Raw genomic sequence first — 19,198 nt, forward strand, 5'->3', positions numbered from 1 at the left:
CGGCTTACTTCTCCTCGCGGACGTAAGGCAGCACTTCCGCCATGTTGGGTTCGCGACGCATGTCCGGCCGGACGCCGAGCATCGGAGCGATCCGGCTCACCACCTTGCCGAAGGTCGGCGCGGCGTTCCAGCCGGCGGTGCGGAAGCCGAAGGTCTCCGCTGTGCCCTTGGGTTCATCGAGCATGACGACCATCGCATAACGCGGCTCGTCCATCGGGAAAACGCCCGCGAAGCTGGTGACCACCACCGTCTTGGAATAGCGGCCACCGATGAGCTTTTCGGCGGTGCCGGTCTTGCCGCCGACGCGGTAGCCCGGGGCGTCAGCCTTCTTGCCGGTCCCGTGCGTCACCACCAAGCGGAGAAGCGAGCGCATCTTGTAGCTGGTCTCTTCGCTGAAAGCGCGCCGGCCCTTGGCGACAGCGTGGCCCGGGCCGACCTTCAGCAAAGTGGTGGGCCGGTAGATCCCGCCGTTGAAGAGGGTCGCGTATCCGTTTGCCAGGTGCAGCGGGGTGACGGCAATGCCGTGGCCGTAGCCCACTGTCATCGTGGCCAGAGGGCTCCAGTCGCGGGGCGCCAGGGTGCGGCCCTTCTCCTTCAGCTCAACCTCGATCGGATCAAGGAAGCCCATGAGCTTGAGGAACTGCTTCTGCGCCGCAGCGCCCGTCTCGGCAGCGATCTGCGCGGTGCCGATGTTGGAGCTTTCCTTCATGATCTCGGCGACCGAGCAAGCGCGGCCGAACGGGTGGGTGTCGTTGATCGCGCGGCCGTAGACCTTCAGCTGCTTGGGACAGTTGTAGATCTGCCCCATGGATTTCACGTTGCCGTGATCCATCGCCATGGCGACCGTGAACGGCTTGAAGGTCGAGCCGAGCTCCCAGACACCGAGGGTAGCGCGATTAAAACGGGCCTCGGGATCCATATTGCCGGCGATGTTGGGATTGAGCTGCGGGAGCGAGGTCATTGCCATGATCTCGCCCGTGTGGATGTCGAGGATCACGCCCGCGGCACCGATGGCGGAGAACTTGGTCTTGGCGTCGAGCAGCTCGTGCTCCAGCGCCTGCTGCACGCGGCTGTTGATCGAGAGCACCAGCGGTTGGCCGCGGGTGGCGGGGTCGGACAGGCGCTCGTCGAAGGCGCGCTCCATGCCGGCGGCGCCGTGGCCGTCGATGTCGGTAAAGCCGAGCACGTGCGCGGCGAGGTCGGTCTGCGGGTAGAGGCGGTCGGGCTCCCGCTCCAGCGCGAGGCCGGGTTCACCGAGGGCGTTGATCGCCTGTACCAGCGATGGGGCAGCACGGCGGCGAAGGTAGATGAAGCGCTTGTTGGACCGCAGCAGCTGAAGCCACTGGACCTCATCGCGTTCCGGCATGAGCTTGGCCAGCCGGACCGCCAGCTCGGCCTTGTTGCCGAGCACCTTGGCCGGGTGCAGGCCGATGGTCCACGCGTCGATGGTCCGGGCGAGCGGGTGGCCGTCGCGATCCACGATGTCGCCGCGTGGCGGGACGAAGCTGGTGAGGGACTGCTTGCGGCCCGCGTGATCGCCGAAAGCTGCCAGGAACAGCAGGCGCCCGACGATCAGCGTGACCACCGCCGCGAAGACGATGAGCCCGAACATGAGCCGCTGATGCATGACCGCCAGGATCTGCCGCCGCTGGCCGACCAGCCGGAGGCGATCGGGCCGGGCGACGAGAGCGGGAGTTGGCGCGTTCATTGCTTCGGCTTGGCTTCCCTGGACTTGGCCGGCTTGGGCGCGAGCGGATCAACTTTCGGCTGCGAGGTCTTAGGCTTAGCAGCCTTGGCCGAAGTGTCAGCAGCCGCGGTCTTCACCACGATCGGCTTATCCACAACTTTCTTGGCCGCAGGCTTCGCCGGCGACTTGGACGGCGCGGATGATACGGCGCTCTTGTTGTCCGCTGTCTTCGCTGCGGGCGGCCGAGCGGCCGTCTTCTTGTCCGCAGCCTTGGACTTCGCATCGGCGGCTGCTTTCGCCGGAGCGGCCTTCGCGGGAGCGGGTACCGGCTTCACGACCATCTGGCGCTGCTCGGGGGCAGGCAGATCGCGCTTGAAGCTGGCGATGTGCATCATGCTCTTCGCGTCGGTTCCGGCAGGCTCAGCCGGATTGGCAACATCGGCGTCGCTGGACAGCAGGGGACGAGCGGACGGCGATGGCGCCGGAGCGGATGCCAGCACCACCGGCGCGGCCGGATCGACGGTCTTCTTCGGCGTGACCATGGTGGCGAGCTGGAACTCGCCATCGAGGAACTGATTGGCCTGGGGCGCCGACAGGGCCAGCACCTTGACGTTCCATTGCTCGAGCTGGGCGAGGCGGCCGCGAGTGCCGATCTCCGTCTGGAGCACGCGAATGTCGCGCTGGGCGACGACAATCTGCGTCTCCACGTCTTCCAGCGACGCGCGGGTCGACGCGACCTGCAGGCTGACCATGTAGCAGCCGAGCGCCGTAGCGGCGACGCCCGCCACCCAACCGACGGAAGCGAAACCGCGCGCGCTCATGCCACCATCTCCCTGGACTCCCACGCGGGGGCATCGGTCCGGATCGCGGTGCGCAGCCTGGCCGAGCGCGCACGCGGGTTCGCCGCAACCTCCGCTTCACTGGGCGCGATGGGCTTCGGGACATCCCGAAAGGTCGGGCGAGGGCCGGCCGCGGCAACAGGCAGATGCCGCGAGCCGGCCGGTGCCGCCCCGCTGCGGTCACGCAGGAAACGCTTCACAATACGATCTTCCAGACTGTGGAAGGTGACGACGGCCAGGCGGCCGCCAGGACGAAGGCTGCGCTCGGCAGCGCGGAGACCCTGCTCCAGCTCCTCCAGTTCCGCATTCAGGTGGATGCGGATGGCCTGGAAGGTGCGGGTCGCGGGATCGGTCTTCATGCCGGCGTGGTGACCGAGCGCCTTGCGGACCACGGCAGCGAGTTCGGCTGTTCGGGTCAGGGGACGGGCTTTGACGATGGCGCGCGCGACGGTGCGGGCACGCGGCTCCTCGCCATAGTCGCGGATCACGCGGGCGATCTCCGCCTCGTCGGCGTGGTTGAGGAAGTCGGCGGCGCTGGTTCCCGCCTGGCTCATCCGCATGTCGAGCGGACCGTCGTTCTGAAACGAGAAACCGCGATCCGCCTGGTCGAGCTGCATGGAGGAAACGCCGATATCGAGCGCGACGCCGTCCACCGGCAGGGCGTCCAGGTCCTGGAGCGCACGGTCCATGTTGCTGAAGCGTTCGTGGACGAGGGTCAGTTGGCCCCCTTCCTTGAGGGCGTCCGGGACGAGTGAGGGCCCGTTGGCGATCGCATCCGGATCGCGGTCGAAGCCGATCACTCGTCCCGCCCCCGCCCCGAGCATGGCGCGCGTGTAGCCGCCTGCTCCGAACGTGCCGTCGACATGCGTCTCGCCAGGGACAATGGCGAGCGCCGCGACGACCTCATCGACCAGTACCGGCTGGTGGGGGGCACGGGGGGTGGGGACGGCGCTCACGCGCTGACCCCCCGCTCTTCCAGCCGGTAGCGGGCGATATCCTTCATGTCCTCGGGGATGTTGGGGTCCGCGAGGAAGGTGGTGGGATTCCAGATCTGAAACGTCTCGCCAGTGCCCAGGAACAGGGCGAGGTCGCCGATGCCGCCCTTGCGGCGCATCATGGGCGGCAGGACGACGCGGCCGGAGCTGTCGTAGGGCACCTCTTCGGTCGCGGCGAAGGCCATCAGGTTGCGCTGCTGGTAGATCAGCTGCGCATCGGCGTCGGTCTCTTCCTTTTCGAGCAGTCGCTCGAGCTTGGCATGCTTCAACGCCGCGTAGGCGGGGTCATAGGCGTCGAGGCAGGTGAACTGGGTGTGCTTGGCGAGGACGATGGTGCGGGAGTCCCCGCGGCGCTCGATCACGGTGCGCAGGAAAGCGGGCACGGAAACGCGACCCTTCGCGTCCACCGCGTTCAAAGCACTGCCTTGAAACAGATGCTCCAGTGCCACCGCGAACCACTCCCGTCGCGCGGCAAGACTTCCCCGTTCGCCGGATGCGCGGGATCGCCCGCACTCCGACGCTGTTCACCTGAATCTGGGTCAGCCCCGCGCTACCCGATGTGTGTAACGCGGGCTGCCATGGGATACAACGGGATTTGATGCCACTGCATGGGATTTCATGGGAAATGACGGATTTCTGCGGCTTCTAGAACACAGGAATACGGCTTTGTTCTTCCTCCGTTCGCGACCGTTAAGTTGTGGATAACCCTGTTTGCAGCTTATCGTGGCCAAGACTCGGGGGCTAGTGGCACGCGGTGGCATCCGATTCCGTACCGAGCGGGTCGGTTAGTCCCGAAGCGCCTTCAACTCCGCGGCGAGGGCATCGAGGTTGGCATCGGTCGGACCGTCGAGACCGCCGGGCACGTCCACCTGGACGAGGTCGGCGTCGGCGACGATCACTGCCCGCCCCTCCCCTAGACGGCAGCGGGCGACGAACCGGTCCTCGCTGATCGTGCAGGGGGACCCCTGCTCCGCCGACAGGGTGCCGGGCGAGGCGGCGAGAATGTTGGTGCCACCAAGGGTGCGCTCGACCGGTCCGTCGGGCTCCGGCCCGTTGAGCGTCAGGCCCCAATGATCAAGGAGGCCGGTGTCGGGAAACTCAAAGGGAGGCCGGCGGCGATCGCCGAGGGAGAGGCTGCTTTCCCAGCTGAGGCGAGGGTCGGCGAGCAGCAGCAGGCGTCCGCCGGAGCGGATCCACTGATCGAGCGCGACCAGGCGCTCGGCGGTCAGCGCCTGCGGCTGGATGGCGAGCAGGAGGCCGCCGGGAGCAAGCTGCTCCGGTCCGTCCACCAGCGTCACGCGGTAATCGCGCTCGAGCCGCTGCATCGCGGGGTGCGGCGGGGCGTCGAGGCGGAAGCCCTCGGCCAAGGCGAGCGGGAGGGAGGTGAGGAGTGCCAGGTCGGCCTTGGTGGTATCGCTGGGCGGCGTGCGGGCAGGTTCTTCCCGGCATCCGAGGACCAGCAGCGCGACGAGCGCCGCGACGAGCGACTTCACGGGGTGCTCTTGCCTGCCGGCTCCGCCTCGTTTTCGCTCTGTCCGGGCGCGACCCCCAGCTCCGCCAGCGGCTCGTTCGGCTCGGCGGCGTTCACGGCTTCGTTGCTGGGAGCGGGGTCTCCGTTGCGGCTGATCGCGGCGAACAGCATCACGAAGAGGAAGACGAAGGCGAGGCCCGTCAGTCCGATCCGGATGCGCTGCATGGAGTTCAAGCGTTCGTTTCCCACCCCCGTGAGCGCCTAAGCCTACCCCGATGGGCGAGCATTGCAATGAGGTTCGTCGAGAAACCATTGACGGCTCGCTCCGCACTCGCAAAGGGGCCTTTCCATGAACCGCACCCTCCCCCTGCTCACGCTCGTCGCGGCTGCCGCTCTTGCCGGCTGCGACCAAGGCGACCACACCATCGTCCAGAAGGGTCCCAAGGACACCATGGCGAACGAGCTCGCGGCCGCGCCGCCGGTCGAGCTCCCTCCCTCCATCGCGGCTTCCAAGACGTATCGCTGCAAGGACAACAGCCTGGTCTACATCGACTGGCTGGAGAAGAACGGCCAGCCCGCGGGCGCCAACTTCCGGTCCGAGCGGACGGGAACGCCGACCTCGCTCAAGCCGGGCGCGGATGGCGCGGCGCCGTTCACCGCCGAGGGCTACAGCCTGTCGGGCGACAAGGCGGCGTCCACGGTCGAGCTGACCCGGCCGGGCAAGGGCGCGCAGAGCTGCAAGGCCTGAGCTTCCACCTTTCGACTTCACCAACCCCCGGTTTCGGCCGGGGGTTTTTTTATGCCCCCCGCGCGGCTAGTGCGCGCGCATGTCCGAGATCACCCCGCAGATCGTCGCCGACCACGGCCTCTCCGAAGACGAATACCAACGCCTGCTGCACGCGCTGGGGCGGGAGCCGAACCTGGTGGAGCTCGGCATCTTCTCGGTCATGTGGTCGGAGCATTGCTCGTACAAGAGCAGCCGCATTCACCTGAAGAAGCTGCCGACGCAGGCGCCGTGGGTGATCTGCGGGCCTGGCGAGAATGCGGGCGTGATCGACATAGGCGACGGCGACGCGGCCATCTTCAAGATGGAGAGCCACAACCACCCGAGCTACATCGAGCCGTACCAGGGTGCGGCGACCGGCGTCGGCGGCATCCTGCGCGACGTGTTCACCATGGGCGCGCGGCCGGTCGCGAACCTGAATGCGCTGCGCTTCGGCGACCCCGAGCACCCCAAGATGCGGCACCTGATCAGCGGCGTGGTCGCGGGCATCGGCGGCTACGGCAATTGCGTGGGCGTGCCGACCGTCGGCGGCGAGGTGAACTTCGATCCGGCCTACAACGGCAACATCCTGGTCAACGCGATGACGGTCGGCGTCGCGAAGACCGACAAGATCTTCTACTCGGCGGCAGCGGGTGTCGGGAACCCGGTGGTCTATGTCGGCTCCAAGACCGGCCGCGACGGCATCCATGGCGCGACCATGGCGAGCGCGGACTTCGGCGAGGACAGCGAGGAGAAGCGGCCTACCGTCCAGGTCGGCGATCCATTCACCGAAAAGCTGCTGATCGAGGCCTGCCTTGAGTTGATGGCGTCGGACGCGATCGTCGCCATCCAGGACATGGGCGCGGCGGGCCTCACCTCCTCCTCGGTAGAGATGGCGAGCAAGGGCGGCGTGGGCATCAAGCTGATCATGGACCAGGTGCCCTGCCGCGAGGAGGGCATGACACCCTACGAGATGATGCTCTCCGAGAGCCAGGAGCGCATGCTGATGGTCCTGAAGCCCGGCCGCGAGGCCGAGGCCGAGGCGATCTTCCGCAAGTGGGAGCTGGACTTCGCGGTGATCGGCGAGGTGACCGACACCGGGCGCATGGAGCTGATGTGGAAGGGCGAGAAGGTCGCCGACATTCCGCTGGGGCCCCTGGCGGACGAAGCCCCGCTCTACGACCGGCCGCACATGAGCCGTGAGGAGTATAAGGCGTGGGCGCAGGTTAAGCCGCTCGGCGAGGTGCCGGAAAGCACGGACATCGCCGCGGACCTCCTGAAGCTGATGGGCTCGCCGCACCTCGCCAGCCGGCGGTGGATCTACGAGCAATATGACCAGCAGGTCGGCGGCGACACGGTGCAGCGCCCCGGCGGCGACGCGGCGGTAATGCGGGTGCATGGGACCGACAAGGCGCTGGCGATGGCGACCGACTGCACGCCGCGCTATTGCTATGCCGACCCGTACGACGGCGGAAAGCAGGCCGTCGCCGAAGTCTACCGCAATCTGTGTGCGGTGGGCGCGACGCCGCTGGCAATCACCAACTGCCTGAATTTCGGCAACCCCCAACGGCCGGAGATCATGGCGCAGATCGTCGGCTGCCTGGAGGGAATGGCGGACGCCTGCCGGGCGCTCGATTTCCCTATCGTGAGCGGGAACGTCAGCCTTTACAACGAGAGCAAGGCCACGGGCGGCGGAAGCGCGATCCTGCCGACGCCGGCGATCGGCGGGGTGGGGCTGCTGAAGGACTGGCGGAAGAGCGCGACGATTGGGTTCAAGGCTGAGGGTGAGCACATCTGGCTTCTGGGGGGACGCAAAGATCGAGGTCACCTCGGTCAATCATTGTGGTTACGTGAGGTACGCGGGTTAGACAGCGGTGAACCGCCCGTCGTCGATCTAGAGCGCGAGCGAGCGGCCGCGGAGCTCGTCCACTGGGCAATCAGGAACGATCTTGTAACCGCTGTGCACGACGTTTCTGACGGCGGATTTCTCGTGACGATCGCTGAGATGGCCTTGGCCGGGAATATCGGCGCCGTGGTAGATCCCGACTGGTCATTAGGCTCCCCTGTCACCGCCGCCATGTTTGGCGAAGAACAAAGCCGTTTTGTGATCACAGTTGCGGACGGCAACGACCACCGGGTCATGGAAGAGGCTGAGCGACGCGGCATTGAATTCGTCTGGCTCGGGATATGCGGTGGCGATAACGTGGCGATTGGCGACTACAATGAACCGCAATTCGGCGCCGTGAGCCTCACCGACCTCCGCGCTGCGCATGAGGGGTTCTTCCCTAGACTGATGGGCGGCGAGCACCCGGTCGCCTGATCCTTCACCGTCGTCCCCGCGTAGGCGGGGATCCACTCCGTGACCTGTTGGCGCTTCGGTAGGTCAGGGGATGGACTCCCGCCTGCGCGGGAGTGACGGTGACCTTCATGGTTGTCCGGCCTACGCACATCCCCCTACTTGCGAACGCCTCGCATTATCGACTACACCGATCTCCATGATCGTTTGTGTCTGCAATGCGATTCGCGAGGAAGACCTCCGGCGGGAGGCGCGCAAGGGAGCGACTAGCCCGGGACGCGCCTATGCTCAGCTGGGCTGCAAGGCCAAGTGTGGATCGTGCCTGCCGTTCGCGCGCCAGATCATCGACGAGGAGCTGGAAGCGCTGTCCGAAGCGACCTCCGCCGCAGCCTGATTTCTGCCCTTCTTGCGAGTTGTTAGCGCTTCGTTCCGGCGCGCCGCTGCGATAGAAGCGCGGCAACGAAAGGAACGCACATGAAGGGCGACCCCAAGGTCATCGAGCTTCTGAACGAGGCGCTCAAGGCCGAGCTGACCGCGATCAACCAATACTGGCTGCACTACCGGATGCTGGAGCATTGGGGCGTCCACAAGCTCGCCGACTATGAGCGGCACGAGTCCATCGACGAGATGAAGCATGCGGACCGCTTTGCGGAGCGTATCCTGTTTCTCGATGGCCTGCCGAACTTCCAGGCGCTCGGCCGGCTGCGGGTCGGCGAGACGGTCGAGGAGATCCTGCGCGCCGATCTGGAAGCCGAATACGAAGCGTGCAAGATGTACCGGGACGCGGTGCAATATTGCGAGAGCGTCCGCGACTATGTCAGCCGTGACCTGTTCGCCGAAGTCCTGCGGGACGAGGAAGGGCATGTCGATTTCCTCGAGACCCAGTTCGAGATGATCGAGCGCATGGGGCTGCCCAATTATATCCAGCTGCACAGCAAGGCGGCTGAGGCCTGACCGAACGGCCGCAGGGCAGACTCCGGCTTGCCTTGCGCGGCACGGGAAGGATCGATCATCGACGCTGACCAGAACCGCATCGCCTCGCTCGACGTGATCCGGGGAGTGGCGGTGATGGGCATCCTGGTCGCGAACATGCCGGGCTTCGCCCTGCCCGCCCCCGCCTACTTCAGCCCGCTGGCCTCGGGCGGTACCGGCCAGGCCGACCTGACCGCCTGGTTTGCGACCTTTGTCCTGATCGAGGGCAAAATGCGCGGCCTGTTCACCTTCCTGTTCGGGGCCTCCATGCTGCTGGTCGTCGAGCGGGCGGAGGCAGCGGGCAGAAGCGGAGCGGCAGTTCACTTTTCGCGGATGGCGGTTCTGCTGCTGATCGGCCTTGCCCACCGCTACTTCGTCTGGTGGGGCGACATCCTGGCTCACTATGCGCTGGTCGGGGCCATCGCCTACCTCTTCACCCGGCTGGATGCGCGGCAGCTGCTTGCCGCGGGGCTGGTCGCGCTCGGGGCGACGCTCGCCTGGAATGCCCTGACGTGGAGCACGCTGCTGTGGGCGGGAGCGCGCTCGACCCCGGCGCAGGTGGAGACATGGAACAACTTCGCCTGGGCCTTCGGCGTGCCGCCGCGAGAATGGACGGAGAGCGAACTGCTCGCCATGCGCGGCGAGTGGTGGGACCAGGTCCGGTGGCGCTGGGCGTACCTGGAGAGCGAGTGGAGCTTCCTGAAGTCGGTCGGTAGCGAGACGCTGGCGGCGATGCTGCTGGGCATGGCGGCGTTCCGGTCCGGTTTCCTGACGGGCGAGTGGTCGCGGGAGAGCTACCGCCGGTTCGCACTCTGGGCGCTGGCGGTCACCTTTGCGGCTTACGTCCTGCTGGGGCTGAACAGCCTGCGGCACGGCTTCGACCAGCGCTGGGTGTTCTTCGACTCCATCGTGGCGACCGTGCCGTTCCGGGTCCTGGGCGCGGCCGGCTATTCGGCGCTGATCATCCTCCTGCTTCGTCCCGGAGGCTGGCTGACGGAGCGCATGGGGGCGGTCGGACGCGCGGCGTTCAGCAACTATCTGGGAACGTCGCTGATCGTGACCGGCATCTTCTACGGCTGGGGTCTGGGGCTGTTCGGGAGCCTGAGCCGCGCCCAGCTGTACGCCGTGCCGCCACTGGTGTGGCTGCTGATGGTGACGTGGTCGAAGCCGTGGCTGGACCGGTATCGCTACGGGCCGCTGGAGTGGCTGTGGCGGAGCCTGTCGCGAGCGCGGCTGGAGCCGTTGCGCCGGGCCGCCGCGTCCGGATCGACCTAGATCCGGCCGAAGTCCTGGTTGGCGGCCCGGCGCCCGAAACCGCTCGGCGCCTGACGCGTGAGCAGCGGATTGGTGGCGCGGTCGAACAGCTCGATCGTCTGGCTGAACAGTCGGCGGAGCTGCACGACTTCCGGTACCAGTTCGTCGGGAAAGCGGCGGGTCTCCACGCACAGGCGGGCGGTCGATTCGATCACCTCTGCGACCTTGGCCAGCGGCTCCGCCCCGAACTGCCGCGCTTCACCCTTGATGGTGTGGGCGGGAATGACCAGCGCGACGGTATTCTCTTCGCGCATGGCCTGTTCGATCTGGGCGACCGACTTGGTCCCATCCTCCCGGAAATAGCCGAGAATCCGGATGAAGCCCGGTCCGAGCTCCGCCCGTGCACGTTCGAAGTGCACCCAGTCGACGATATCCGCGTCGCCCTCTTCCAACGTCACTGCCTCCGGTCATGCATGCCGGGCGGGTGTACGAGGCAAAGGGTAAAGACGCGGTTATTTTTCCCTGTCGGAATGGAAGGGATTCTTCGGCGCGCGCATCGTCATCCGCAGCGGAATGGCTCCCAGCTTCAGGTCGCGACGCATGCTGTTGAGCAGGTAGCGCCGGTAGCTTTCGGGCAATTGGTCCACGCGGGTCCCGAAGACGACGAAGGATGGCGGGCGGGATTTCACCTGCGTGATGTAGCGCAGCTTGATGCGCTTGCCGCCAGGTGCGGGCGGCGGGTTGGCCTCGACCGCGCGTTCGAACCAGCGGTTGAGCTCGCCGGTTGACACGCGGCGGCTCCAAGCGTCGCGGAGCTCGAAGGCGGCGCCGAGCAGCTGGTCGATGCCCTTGCCGGTGATGGCCGAGACCGTCAGCACGGGCACGCCCTTGAGCTGCGACAGACCCTCTTCGAGCGCCGCCTTGACCCCGTTGAAGAGCGAGGAGGCGTGTTCCGCGACGTCCCACTTGTTGAGGGCGATCACCAGCGCGCGGCCTTCCTCGACGACTTGGTCGGCGATGCGCAGGTCCTGGGATTCGAGGCCGCGGGTGGCGTCGAGCAGGAGAACGACGACTTCGGCATAGTCGATGGCGCGGCGGGTATCCTGGGTGGATAACCATTCGAGCTTGTCGTCGACCTTGGCGCGCTTGCGCAGGCCCGCCGTGTCGACCAGCCGCACCGGGCGGCCTTCCCATTCCCATTCGAGGCTGATGCTGTCGCGGGTGATGCCGGCCTCTGGACCGGTGATCATCCGCTCTTCGCCGAGCATGCGGTTGACCAGCGTCGACTTGCCGGCGTTCGGGCGGCCGACGATGGCGAGCTTGAGCGGGCCCTCGCCGGGCTCGTCCGCTTCCTCCTCGAGTTCGTCCCGTTCGACGAAGGGGCGGAGGGACTCGAACAGGTCGACGACCCCCTCGCCATGTTCGGCGCTGATCGCCAGCGGTTCGCCGAAGCCGAGCGAGAAGGCTTCCAGGCGGCCCTGCTCGCCCTGGCGGCCTTCGGCCTTGTTGGCGGCGACGATGACCGGCGTGTCCTCGGCGCGGAGCCAGCGGGCGATCTCCTCGTCGAGCGGCGTCACGCCTTCGCGGGCGTCGATCAGGAAGAGCGCGACGTCCGCCTCCCGCACCGCGGCCTCGGTCTGCTTGCGCATGCGGCCGGGGAGGCTGGCGGGATCTTCGTCCTCGAAGCCGGCGGTGTCCATCACCCGGAACTCGAGGCCGAGCAGCTTGCCATCCCCTTCCCGGCGGTCGCGGGTCACGCCGGGGCGGTCGTCAACCAGCGCGAGGCGCTTGCCAACGAGGCGGTTGAACAGCGTGGACTTGCCCACGTTGGGGCGGCCCACGATGGCGACGGTCGGAAGAGGCATGGCGGCGCCCCTATCAGGAGGACGCCGCCAATGCGAGCGAGCTTAGCGGAAGGCGTGCAGGCGGCCGCGGTCGTCGAGGATGTACAAGGTCGAGTTGGCGACGGCCGGGGAGAGGCTGACGCCGGCGCCGACATTGGTCTGCGACTGGAAGGACCCGGTGTTGGGATCGACGTTGATCAGCACGCCGTTCGAGCCGGCGACGATCAGCCGGTCACCCGCCAGGACCGGGCCGACATAGCTGATCGGGCCGCGCTTGCCCTTCGGGTTCTCGAAGGCGGGCAGCTGGTTGATCCAGCGGACCTTGCCCGTGTCCCGCTCGATCGCGACGAGCTTGGCATCGTCGGTCACCACGAACACCCACTGGCCCGCGACCCATGGGGTCGAAATGCCGGCGATGTTGAGTTCCCAGATACGCTGGCCGCTGATGAGATCGAGCGCCACCATGCGGCCGCCCTGGCCGACGGCGAAGACCTGGCCGTTGTCGATCACCGGGCTGGCATCGATGTCAGACAGGTTGGCGACGCTGGTCCGGATGCTGGTGCGCTGGAGGGCGTCCTGCCACACGAGGCGGCCATTCTCGTAGCGGTAGGCGTTGAGCTCTCCGCTGGAGAAGCCGGCGACCACCGTGCCCTGGCCGATGGCCGGGGCGCCCGTGCCGAACACGCCCGCGATCTCCAGCGCGGCGGCGGCGGACCAGTTGGTGGTCCCGTCACTGGTCTTGAGCGAGTAGAGCTGGTTGTCCTGGCTCATCACGTAGAGCGTGTCGGCCGAGATGCTGGGCGCACCGCGCAGGGGGCCGCCGGGACGGACCTGCCAGACGATGCCGCCGTTGGTCGCGTCCAGCGCCGCGACGAAGCCGAGGCCGTTTGTCGCGAAGACCCGGCCGTCGGCCACGGACACGCCGCCGCCGTAAAGCGAGGCCGAGTTGCCCTTCTCCGCGCCGAACTGGGTCGCCCAGACCTGCTGCCCGGTCTGCGCATTGAAGGCGCGAACCGTGGCGGAGGTGTCGATGGTGAAAACGCGGTTGCCGGCGACGACCGGAGGCGAGGCCAGTCGCGCGTCGGGCGTGTTGCCCTGCCCCGCCTGGATCGAGAAGGCGGTGCCGAGCGAGGTTCCGAGCGCGAGGTGGCCCGCGGCCTTTGAAGGACTGCCACCCGGCTGACCCCAGTCCGTGTTCGCGGTTGCCGGAGGGAGCGTGAAGGGCAAGGCTGCAGTTGCGGGATCAACGGCGATCTCGAGCTCCGTGTTCAGCACGGACACCCGATCGCCCACCACTGGGGTCTTGGGCCGCGACTTGTTGAACGGATTGCACCCCGCGACCAGCACGGCGGCGACCACAATCCCGACGACCTTGTTGTTCATGCTTTTGTGTGTCCCTGAAAGACTATTGCTGCTCCGCCATCGGCAGTTGTGCCGTGGCGTCGATTCCCAAGGTGCCCGCGATCTGAACGGCCCGAGTGCGGGTCGACTGGGGCACCTGCTTGTCGGCAGCGATGGAGGCGAACATGCGCCCGGCGTCGCCGCGGCGATTCTGCTTGAGGAGCGCCATGGCAGTCAGCTCTCCCGCCGTGCCGAACCAGGGGTTGCCGGGCTTGGCCAACGGCTGCAGGCGGCTGACCACGTCCTCCGGTTTCAGCGCGTCGAACTCCAACGCGGTGAGGCGGACAAGCGCGGCGTTGCGATATTGCTCGGGAAGGCCGCCATCCTGCTGGACCCGGCGATATTCGGCGATGGCGGCGGTGCGGTTGCCGCCCTGCAGCGAAAGCGCGGCCTTGGTCAGCAGGGCCGACGCGCGGTAGACGTCGTTGCCGTCTTTCGCGATAGCGTCGAGCCGCTGCGGAACGTCCTTGGTTTTGCCGGTGCCGATGTCGGCAATGATCGCGCTCAGCTCCTCGCTGTGGCGCCGCGCCTCGTCCGCCTGGTGCTGGCGCCACCACAGGAGGGCAGCGGCGGCGATCAGCAGCAGCAGGACGCCGCCAATGATGAGGCCGCCCCAACGCTTGAAGAAGTCCTCCGCCTGGCTGCGGCGGAGGTTCTCGTCGACTTCGCGGATGAAAGTTTCGCTGCTTTCGCCTGGAGCAAGGGCCAAGGTGTGTCTCTATCTCTTCGTCAACGTCGCGCCAGCTGCGGGCCCACATCCCCGGTCGGACATGAACAGAAGCTTGGCGCTGCGCGGTCTAGCCGCAGTTTGCGGCCGTGGCAAAGCCGCCCGGAACCAACCTCAAGGCTTGGGCCGGTAGGTCTGATCGGACGTCGGGAAGGCGCGTGACCTCACTTCGGCCGCGTAGGTCTCGACGGCGGACCCGATCCGGCTGGCCAGATCGTCGTAGCGCTTCACGAAGCGTGGGGTCCGCTCGAACAGGCCGAGCATGTCCTCAGTCACCAGGACTTGGCCGTCGCAATCGGGCGACGCGCCGATGCCGATGATCGGCGGTGCGACCGCCCGCGTGACCTCTGCCGCAATGTCTTCCAGCACGCCTTCGACGACGATCGCAAAGGCTCCGGCATCCGCAACCGCCTTGGCATCCGCGAGGATCTTGGCGGCTTCCGCCTGGTCACGGCCGCGCGCACCATAGCCCCCAAGCATGTTCACCGCCTGCGGCGTCAGGCCGACGTGGCCGATCACGGGGATGCCGCGCTCGCTGAGGAAGGCGATGGTGGGCGCCATCGCCTCTCCGCCCTCGAGCTTCACGGCCGCGCAGCCGCTCTCCTTCAGGATGCGGGCAGCGGAGGCGAAGGCCTGCTCGGGACCGGCCTCGTACGAGCCGAACGGCATGTCGACCGCGACCAGCGCATGCCAGCTGCCGCGGACCACCGCCGCGCCGTGAGCGCACATCATGTCGAGCGTCACGGGGACCGTGGACGGCAGGCCGTAGATGACCTGGCCGAGGCTGTCGCCGACGAGAAGCAGGTCGCAATGAGGGTCGAGCAGCTGCGCCATCCGCATCGTGTAGGCGGTCAGCATCACGATCGGCTGCTGCGTGACGCCATCGACCTTGCGGCCGCGGAGGGCTGGCACGGTCATGCGCTTCATCGGCACCGGGGTCGGAGTGGCCCGACTGGTCGCCGTATCTAGAGTGAAGGTCGACATGGGCGTCGCTTCTAGCGGGCGGCGTTCAGGCCAGCCAGCCCCGCTGCTTGCTGTGCCGGGCGAACCAGAAGATTGTCCAGGTGAGGACGAGCACGATCACCGGCACCGTGAGCTCGCTCGACGAGACGTTGGCGCGAAGCTCCGGCACGATGAAGAAGGCCGCGAACCAGATGATCGTCCCGAGCAGCGACACGAGCAGGACCGGAACGGACAGCGCCTTGCGCAGCAGCAGCAGTACGGTCCCGGCCAGGCCTGCCCAGACGGCCAGGCCGTAGCCGCCGGTCATCCACCACGGCTCCGCTTCATACAGGGCGCGCTGGTCGAGCGGCATGGTTGCCGGATCGCTGTAGACGTAGAGCAGGTAACTGACGGCCCCCACCAGCATGAACAGGACCGACAGGATGGCCGCCGGGCGGAACCATCCCGCCAGAGGACGTGGGCTGCGATCCGTCAGGTCATCCATGCTCGAACCCTTCCTGGAGTGATTTCCTCACGGTCATAACGCGGGGACTTGACGCTGGGAACGCATTCGCAACCATTGGCGTAGTATGGAGGTGGAACAGGAGTGGAGGTATGACCCAGCGTCTGGTCACTCGCGAGTTCGAACTGCAGCTTGAGGGCTATGGCCTGAGCCTCGTCGAGGTTCACTACTTCATGCCCGATCACCCGAGCCTTCTGCAGCAATTCTCGTTCCAGCAATATGACGTGGCGCCGCGTTACCCGGCGCTCCACCATTTCCTCGATCACTGGCGGCGCGAGATCGAGGCGACGATCCAGTCCATCCGGCTGGCGCACCAGCAGCTGATCGGTCCGAACGAGTGGCGGACGGTCGACCGGGAATGGCTCATCAACTGAGCGCTCCCTGCAAGCAATCGCAGGCATAAAAAAAGGGCCGCATGCACCGAGGTGCACACGGCCCTTTTGTTGAACTGGGTGCCGTTACGCGAGCTGGGCCAGCGTGCCCTTCGCCTGGCGGCGGCGCATCGTGAAGCCAATGGCGCCGAAGCCGAGCAGCATCATCGCCCAGGTGCCGGGCTCCGGCACGGCCGAGACAACGCCGATGTTGTCGATCTCGAGCGAATTGCGCGAGGACAGCAGGCGGATGCCGGTGATCGCGTCGCCCGCCGAGGCGGTGAAGGTCAGGCGGCCGTTGGTCACCATCGAAGACCGATCGCCATTCGCTGCAGCCGGAATGGTGTTCAGGATGTCCTGGCCGGTCCAGGTCTCGGTGCCGCCGCTGGCGAGATAGACGACGAACGTGTTGTAATCGTCGGCCGAACCGTAGTCGAAGCCGACTTGGCTCAGCGGATCGGCGAAGGTGAAGGTCGCGTCGCCGCCACCAAGCACGCTGAAGAAGATGTCGCCCTGGTCCCCAGTCGCCGGCTCGGCGCCCTGGTTGCTGCTCGGCGGGCTGAGGTACAGGAAGCCCGAACCGCTCGGCGACCCGGTGGTCGTGTCGAAGTCGGCATAGGAAACTTCGCCGGAACCAAGGCCGCCGGCACCCGGAACATAGTCGAAGGTGGCGGCTGCATGAGCAGGAGCAGCGATGGCGAGAGTTGCAGCGCAACCCAGGATGGAAAGGCCGAGCTTCTTCATGTGGGCGGGTCCCTCTGTTAACTTTTACGAATCGAAAGCTGCAGCCGTTATACCCCAAATTAACAAAAAATAAAGGTTTCGCGTAAGGAACGTCATCCCGTTTCGGCACAATTCCGCCGGTTCTTGGCTCGGCCGGTCAGATCTTCATTGAAGAAACTTGGTTAAAGCGAACCCTCGCCCAGCCTGACCGGGCAAGGGTTCGGCGAGGGGTCATCTCAAGCTTAGCGCTTGGACCTGCCCGACCGGCTATCGCTTGAAGCGTCGGTGCCCATGCCGTCGGACTCCGACCCAGCGTTGGGGTCCGAAAGGTCTTCACCGGCGCCCGAAGCACCCGAGGTCGGGCTGGACATTGCCGGCCCGCCAGCATCCGGCCCCGGCCCGGCGGAAGCGCTTCCCTGCTGACGGCGATTCTGTCGCCAGCTCTCGAACTCGCTGGAGAATCTCCGCTCGTTCTCGCGGCAATATTCCTCATAGTCGCGGTCGAGTTCGGCGATCTGGCGGTCGCGCCAGCTGCGGTAATGCGCATGAGGGTCGTTGCGCGAGCTGTCCTGCCCGCCCCGCTCCATGCCGAGCCCGCCGCCCTGACGCGACGAGCCGCTCAGCCCCATGGGCGGACGCATTCCCCGGCTGCGCTCTTGGTGGTCATCGCCTCGCGCCCCATGCTGCGGCTGATGGCCGGAGCGTTCGAGGAAGCCCTGACCCCGATATTCGTCGCGATCGCCGCGGCCTTCGAAGCGCCTGGAACGAGGCGCCTCGTCATCATCACCGAGCCACGAGCGCATCCGCTCGCCGGCGCGTTCGATCATGCCGTGATCGTCGTCGCGGCTGCGCCAGTCACCGCGATCATCGCTGCGGTCGCGGTCGCCGAACATGAACTCGCGCCGCTCGTCCGGATGCCGCTCGCCCCGGTGGACCCGGCGATCGTCATCCCGGCCGCGACGCATGTCCGCGTAGAAGTCGTCGTCGCCATGGTCGCCATATGCGCCGTAGCCATCGCCACGATAGCCTGCCATCTTGCATTCTCCTCCTGCATGAAGCCGCTTCCCTTCCGGGAACCAACGCCTGGCAAAACGCGCGAGTGGCACGGTTGGCTTCGCTTCCCGCCGCATGCGGTTCGTCACTCGCCGCAGCCGGCATGGGGTTGATCGGCCGGGGAAATCCGCGTAGGGGCCCGCGCAGTCCGGCTTCGGCTGGGACACCGTCCGAGACAGCTGGTGGGCTCGCCCTTAATTTCCGGCCTAGACGGGGAAGAGAGATTTTCCGGGCGCCGCGCAAGCGGGTCCGTCGTGCGTTGGCTTTTCGGCGCACACCCTCCCAACCCCACGGACTAGAGTGCTTCGCGCCGGTTTTCGGCCGGTGTCGAAGTTGGTTGAACCTCGTTCGGAGCCTCGGCTTCGGGCGAAACCTTTGGAGTTGGCATGGATCGTTCGCAAAAAGCGGATCTGGTTGCCGAGCTGAAGCAGGTGTTCGCCGAGACCAGCGTGGTGGTGATCACCCGCAATCTCGGCCTGTCGGTGGCCCAGTCCACCGATCTTCGCCTGCGGATGCGCGACGCCGGTGCGCAGTTCAAGGTTGCGAAGAACCGCCTTGCCCTCATCGCGCTCGATGGCACGCGCTATCAGCCCATCGGCGAGCTGCTCAAGGGCCCCACGGCCCTGGCCACCTCGACCGACCCCGTTGCGGCCGCCAAGGTCGCAGTGGACTTCGCCAAGACGACCGACAAGCTCGAGATCGTCGGCGGAGCGATGGGCGATACCGTTCTCGACGTGAATGGGATCAAGGCGCTGGCCGAGCTCCCGAGCCTCGACGAGCTTCGTGCAACCCTCATCGGCCTCGTTCAGGCGCCGGCGAGCAAGATTGCACGGACCATCAACGAGCCGGGCGCGATGCTGGCACGGGTCTTCGGTGCTTACGCGGCGGAAGCCGCCTGAGCGCACACACGATTATCAACGCACGATTGGGGCGCTGCCCCGCACTTGGAGTAGAAAATGGCTGACATTCAGAACATCGTCGACCAGCTGTCGGCGCTCACCGTCCTCGAGGCCGCCGAGCTGGCCAAGGCTCTCGAAGAGAAGTGGGGCGTTTCCGCCGCCGCCGCGGTTGCCGCTCCGGCCGCTGCCGCTGCTGCCGCTCCGGCTGCCGAAGAGAAGACCGAGTTCGACGTGATCCTCACCGGCGACGGTGGCAAGAAGATCAACGTAATCAAGGAAGTCCGCGCCATCACCGGCCTGGGCCTGGGCGAAGCCAAGGCGCTGGTCGAGGGCGCTCCGAAGGCGCTCAAGGAAGGCATCGGCAAGGACGAGGCCGAGAAGATCAAGAAGCAGATCGAGGAAGCCGGCGGCACCGTCGAGCTCAAGTAAGCTTCTTCG

General features: G+C 66.7%; 22 protein-coding genes. 8 read left to right on the forward strand and 14 right to left on the reverse strand.

Annotation, left to right across the window (positions count from 1 at the left end; genetic code table 11):
• Positions 1–4 precede the first annotated feature (4 nt).
• The 6 genes from JT720_RS02355 to JT720_RS02380 form a co-directional block, all read right to left on the reverse strand.
• Entirely contained in the window at positions 5–1,708 is a 1,704-nt protein-coding gene (locus JT720_RS02355) for a peptidoglycan D,D-transpeptidase FtsI family protein (RefSeq protein ID WP_205479109.1), read from the reverse strand.
• On the reverse strand, positions 1,705–2,508 hold the full coding sequence (locus JT720_RS02360; RefSeq protein WP_205479110.1) for a hypothetical protein: 804 nt from the start codon (positions 2,506–2,508) through the stop codon (positions 1,705–1,707). The genes JT720_RS02355 and JT720_RS02360 overlap by 4 nt, the downstream gene beginning before the upstream one ends.
• Complete coding sequence (gene rsmH, locus JT720_RS02365; RefSeq protein WP_205479111.1) at positions 2,505–3,482, reverse strand: 16S rRNA (cytosine(1402)-N(4))-methyltransferase RsmH; 978 nt, start codon at positions 3,480–3,482, stop codon at positions 2,505–2,507. The genes JT720_RS02360 and rsmH overlap by 4 nt, the downstream gene beginning before the upstream one ends.
• Positions 3,479–3,904, reverse strand: coding sequence for a division/cell wall cluster transcriptional repressor MraZ (locus JT720_RS02370; protein ID WP_205479112.1), 426 nt, complete (start codon positions 3,902–3,904; stop codon positions 3,479–3,481). The genes rsmH and JT720_RS02370 overlap by 4 nt, the downstream gene beginning before the upstream one ends.
• Before the next feature lie 402 nt (positions 3,905–4,306).
• The gene (locus JT720_RS02375) at positions 4,307–5,014 is read right to left on the reverse strand and encodes a Gldg family protein (RefSeq protein ID WP_205479113.1); all 708 of its coding nucleotides are present in this window, start codon (positions 5,012–5,014) and stop codon (positions 4,307–4,309) included.
• Positions 5,011–5,217 carry a hypothetical protein gene (locus JT720_RS02380; protein ID WP_205479114.1) on the reverse strand — a complete coding sequence of 69 codons (207 nt, stop codon included), beginning with the start codon at positions 5,215–5,217 and terminating at the stop codon, positions 5,011–5,013. Before JT720_RS02380 ends, JT720_RS02375 begins: the two co-directional genes overlap by 4 nt.
• 124 nt (positions 5,218–5,341) lie before the next feature.
• On the opposite strand from JT720_RS02380, the gene JT720_RS02385 reads away from it, so the two are divergent.
• The 5 genes from JT720_RS02385 (at position 5,342) to JT720_RS13995 (ending at position 10,298) form a co-directional block, all read left to right on the forward strand.
• Positions 5,342–5,740 (forward strand): hypothetical protein, encoded by a 399-nt coding sequence (locus tag JT720_RS02385; protein WP_205479115.1) that lies wholly within the window; start codon positions 5,342–5,344, stop codon positions 5,738–5,740.
• A 79-nt stretch (positions 5,741–5,819) separates the two neighbouring features.
• A complete protein-coding gene (gene purL, locus JT720_RS02390) occupies positions 5,820–8,075 on the forward strand; it encodes a phosphoribosylformylglycinamidine synthase subunit PurL (RefSeq protein ID WP_205479116.1) in 2,256 nt (751 codons plus the stop codon).
• A gap of 175 nt (positions 8,076–8,250) precedes the next feature.
• On the forward strand, positions 8,251–8,445 hold the full coding sequence (locus JT720_RS02395) for a (2Fe-2S)-binding protein (protein WP_205479117.1): 195 nt from the start codon (positions 8,251–8,253) through the stop codon (positions 8,443–8,445).
• An 80-nt stretch (positions 8,446–8,525) separates the two neighbouring features.
• Positions 8,526–9,005 (forward strand): bacterioferritin, encoded by a 480-nt coding sequence (bfr, locus tag JT720_RS02400; protein WP_205479119.1) that lies wholly within the window; start codon positions 8,526–8,528, stop codon positions 9,003–9,005.
• 27 nt (positions 9,006–9,032) lie between these two features.
• Positions 9,033–10,298 (forward strand): DUF418 domain-containing protein, encoded by a 1,266-nt coding sequence (locus JT720_RS13995; RefSeq protein WP_272873153.1) that lies wholly within the window; start codon positions 9,033–9,035, stop codon positions 10,296–10,298.
• Here JT720_RS13995 and JT720_RS02410 read toward each other — a convergent pair.
• From JT720_RS02410 to JT720_RS02435, 6 genes are all read right to left on the reverse strand, one after another.
• Positions 10,295–10,735 carry an Hpt domain-containing protein gene (locus tag JT720_RS02410; RefSeq protein ID WP_419555379.1) on the reverse strand — a complete coding sequence of 147 codons (441 nt, stop codon included), beginning with the start codon at positions 10,733–10,735 and terminating at the stop codon, positions 10,295–10,297. The two genes, JT720_RS13995 and JT720_RS02410, sit on opposite strands and share 4 nt — an antisense overlap.
• Before the next feature lie 54 nt (positions 10,736–10,789).
• Positions 10,790–12,142 carry a ribosome biogenesis GTPase Der gene (gene der / locus JT720_RS02415; protein ID WP_205479120.1) on the reverse strand — a complete coding sequence of 451 codons (1,353 nt, stop codon included), beginning with the start codon at positions 12,140–12,142 and terminating at the stop codon, positions 10,790–10,792.
• Between the two features lie 42 nt (positions 12,143–12,184).
• Complete coding sequence (locus JT720_RS02420) at positions 12,185–13,504, reverse strand: outer membrane protein assembly factor BamB family protein (RefSeq protein WP_205479122.1); 1,320 nt, start codon at positions 13,502–13,504, stop codon at positions 12,185–12,187.
• A gap of 22 nt (positions 13,505–13,526) precedes the next feature.
• The gene (locus JT720_RS02425; protein WP_205479124.1) at positions 13,527–14,231 is read right to left on the reverse strand and encodes a tetratricopeptide repeat protein; all 705 of its coding nucleotides are present in this window, start codon (positions 14,229–14,231) and stop codon (positions 13,527–13,529) included.
• Positions 14,232–14,363: 132 nt separating this feature from the next.
• Positions 14,364–15,233, reverse strand: a complete 870-nt coding sequence (gene panB / locus JT720_RS02430) for a 3-methyl-2-oxobutanoate hydroxymethyltransferase (protein WP_205479125.1) — start codon at positions 15,231–15,233, stop codon at positions 14,364–14,366.
• Positions 15,234–15,258: 25 nt separating this feature from the next.
• Positions 15,259–15,696 (reverse strand): hypothetical protein, encoded by a 438-nt coding sequence (locus JT720_RS02435; protein ID WP_205479127.1) that lies wholly within the window; start codon positions 15,694–15,696, stop codon positions 15,259–15,261.
• Positions 15,697–15,806: 110 nt separating this feature from the next.
• Here JT720_RS02435 and JT720_RS02440 point away from each other — a divergent pair, with 110 nt between their 5' ends.
• On the forward strand, positions 15,807–16,088 hold the full coding sequence (locus tag JT720_RS02440; protein WP_205479128.1) for a protein usg: 282 nt from the start codon (positions 15,807–15,809) through the stop codon (positions 16,086–16,088).
• A gap of 84 nt (positions 16,089–16,172) precedes the next feature.
• Here the strand turns inward: JT720_RS02440 and JT720_RS02445 are convergent, their stop codons facing one another.
• Together JT720_RS02445 and JT720_RS02450 are read right to left on the reverse strand one after the other, a co-directional pair.
• Complete coding sequence (locus tag JT720_RS02445; protein WP_205479130.1) at positions 16,173–16,829, reverse strand: Npun_F0296 family exosortase-dependent surface protein; 657 nt, start codon at positions 16,827–16,829, stop codon at positions 16,173–16,175.
• Positions 16,830–17,050: 221 nt separating this feature from the next.
• Entirely contained in the window at positions 17,051–17,842 is a 792-nt protein-coding gene (locus tag JT720_RS02450) for a hypothetical protein (RefSeq protein ID WP_205479132.1), read from the reverse strand.
• Positions 17,843–18,247: 405 nt separating this feature from the next.
• On the opposite strand from JT720_RS02450, the gene rplJ reads away from it, so the two are divergent.
• Positions 18,248–18,760, forward strand: a complete 513-nt coding sequence (rplJ, locus tag JT720_RS02455; protein WP_205479135.1) for a 50S ribosomal protein L10 — start codon at positions 18,248–18,250, stop codon at positions 18,758–18,760.
• 57 nt (positions 18,761–18,817) lie between these two features.
• Positions 18,818–19,189, forward strand: a complete 372-nt coding sequence (rplL, locus tag JT720_RS02460; RefSeq protein ID WP_205479138.1) for a 50S ribosomal protein L7/L12 — start codon at positions 18,818–18,820, stop codon at positions 19,187–19,189.
• Positions 19,190–19,198 lie beyond the last annotated feature (9 nt).

This window comes from Sphingomonas arenae (assembly GCF_016924655.1).
Classification (GTDB): Bacteria; Pseudomonadota; Alphaproteobacteria; order Sphingomonadales; family Sphingomonadaceae; genus Sphingomicrobium; species Sphingomicrobium arenae.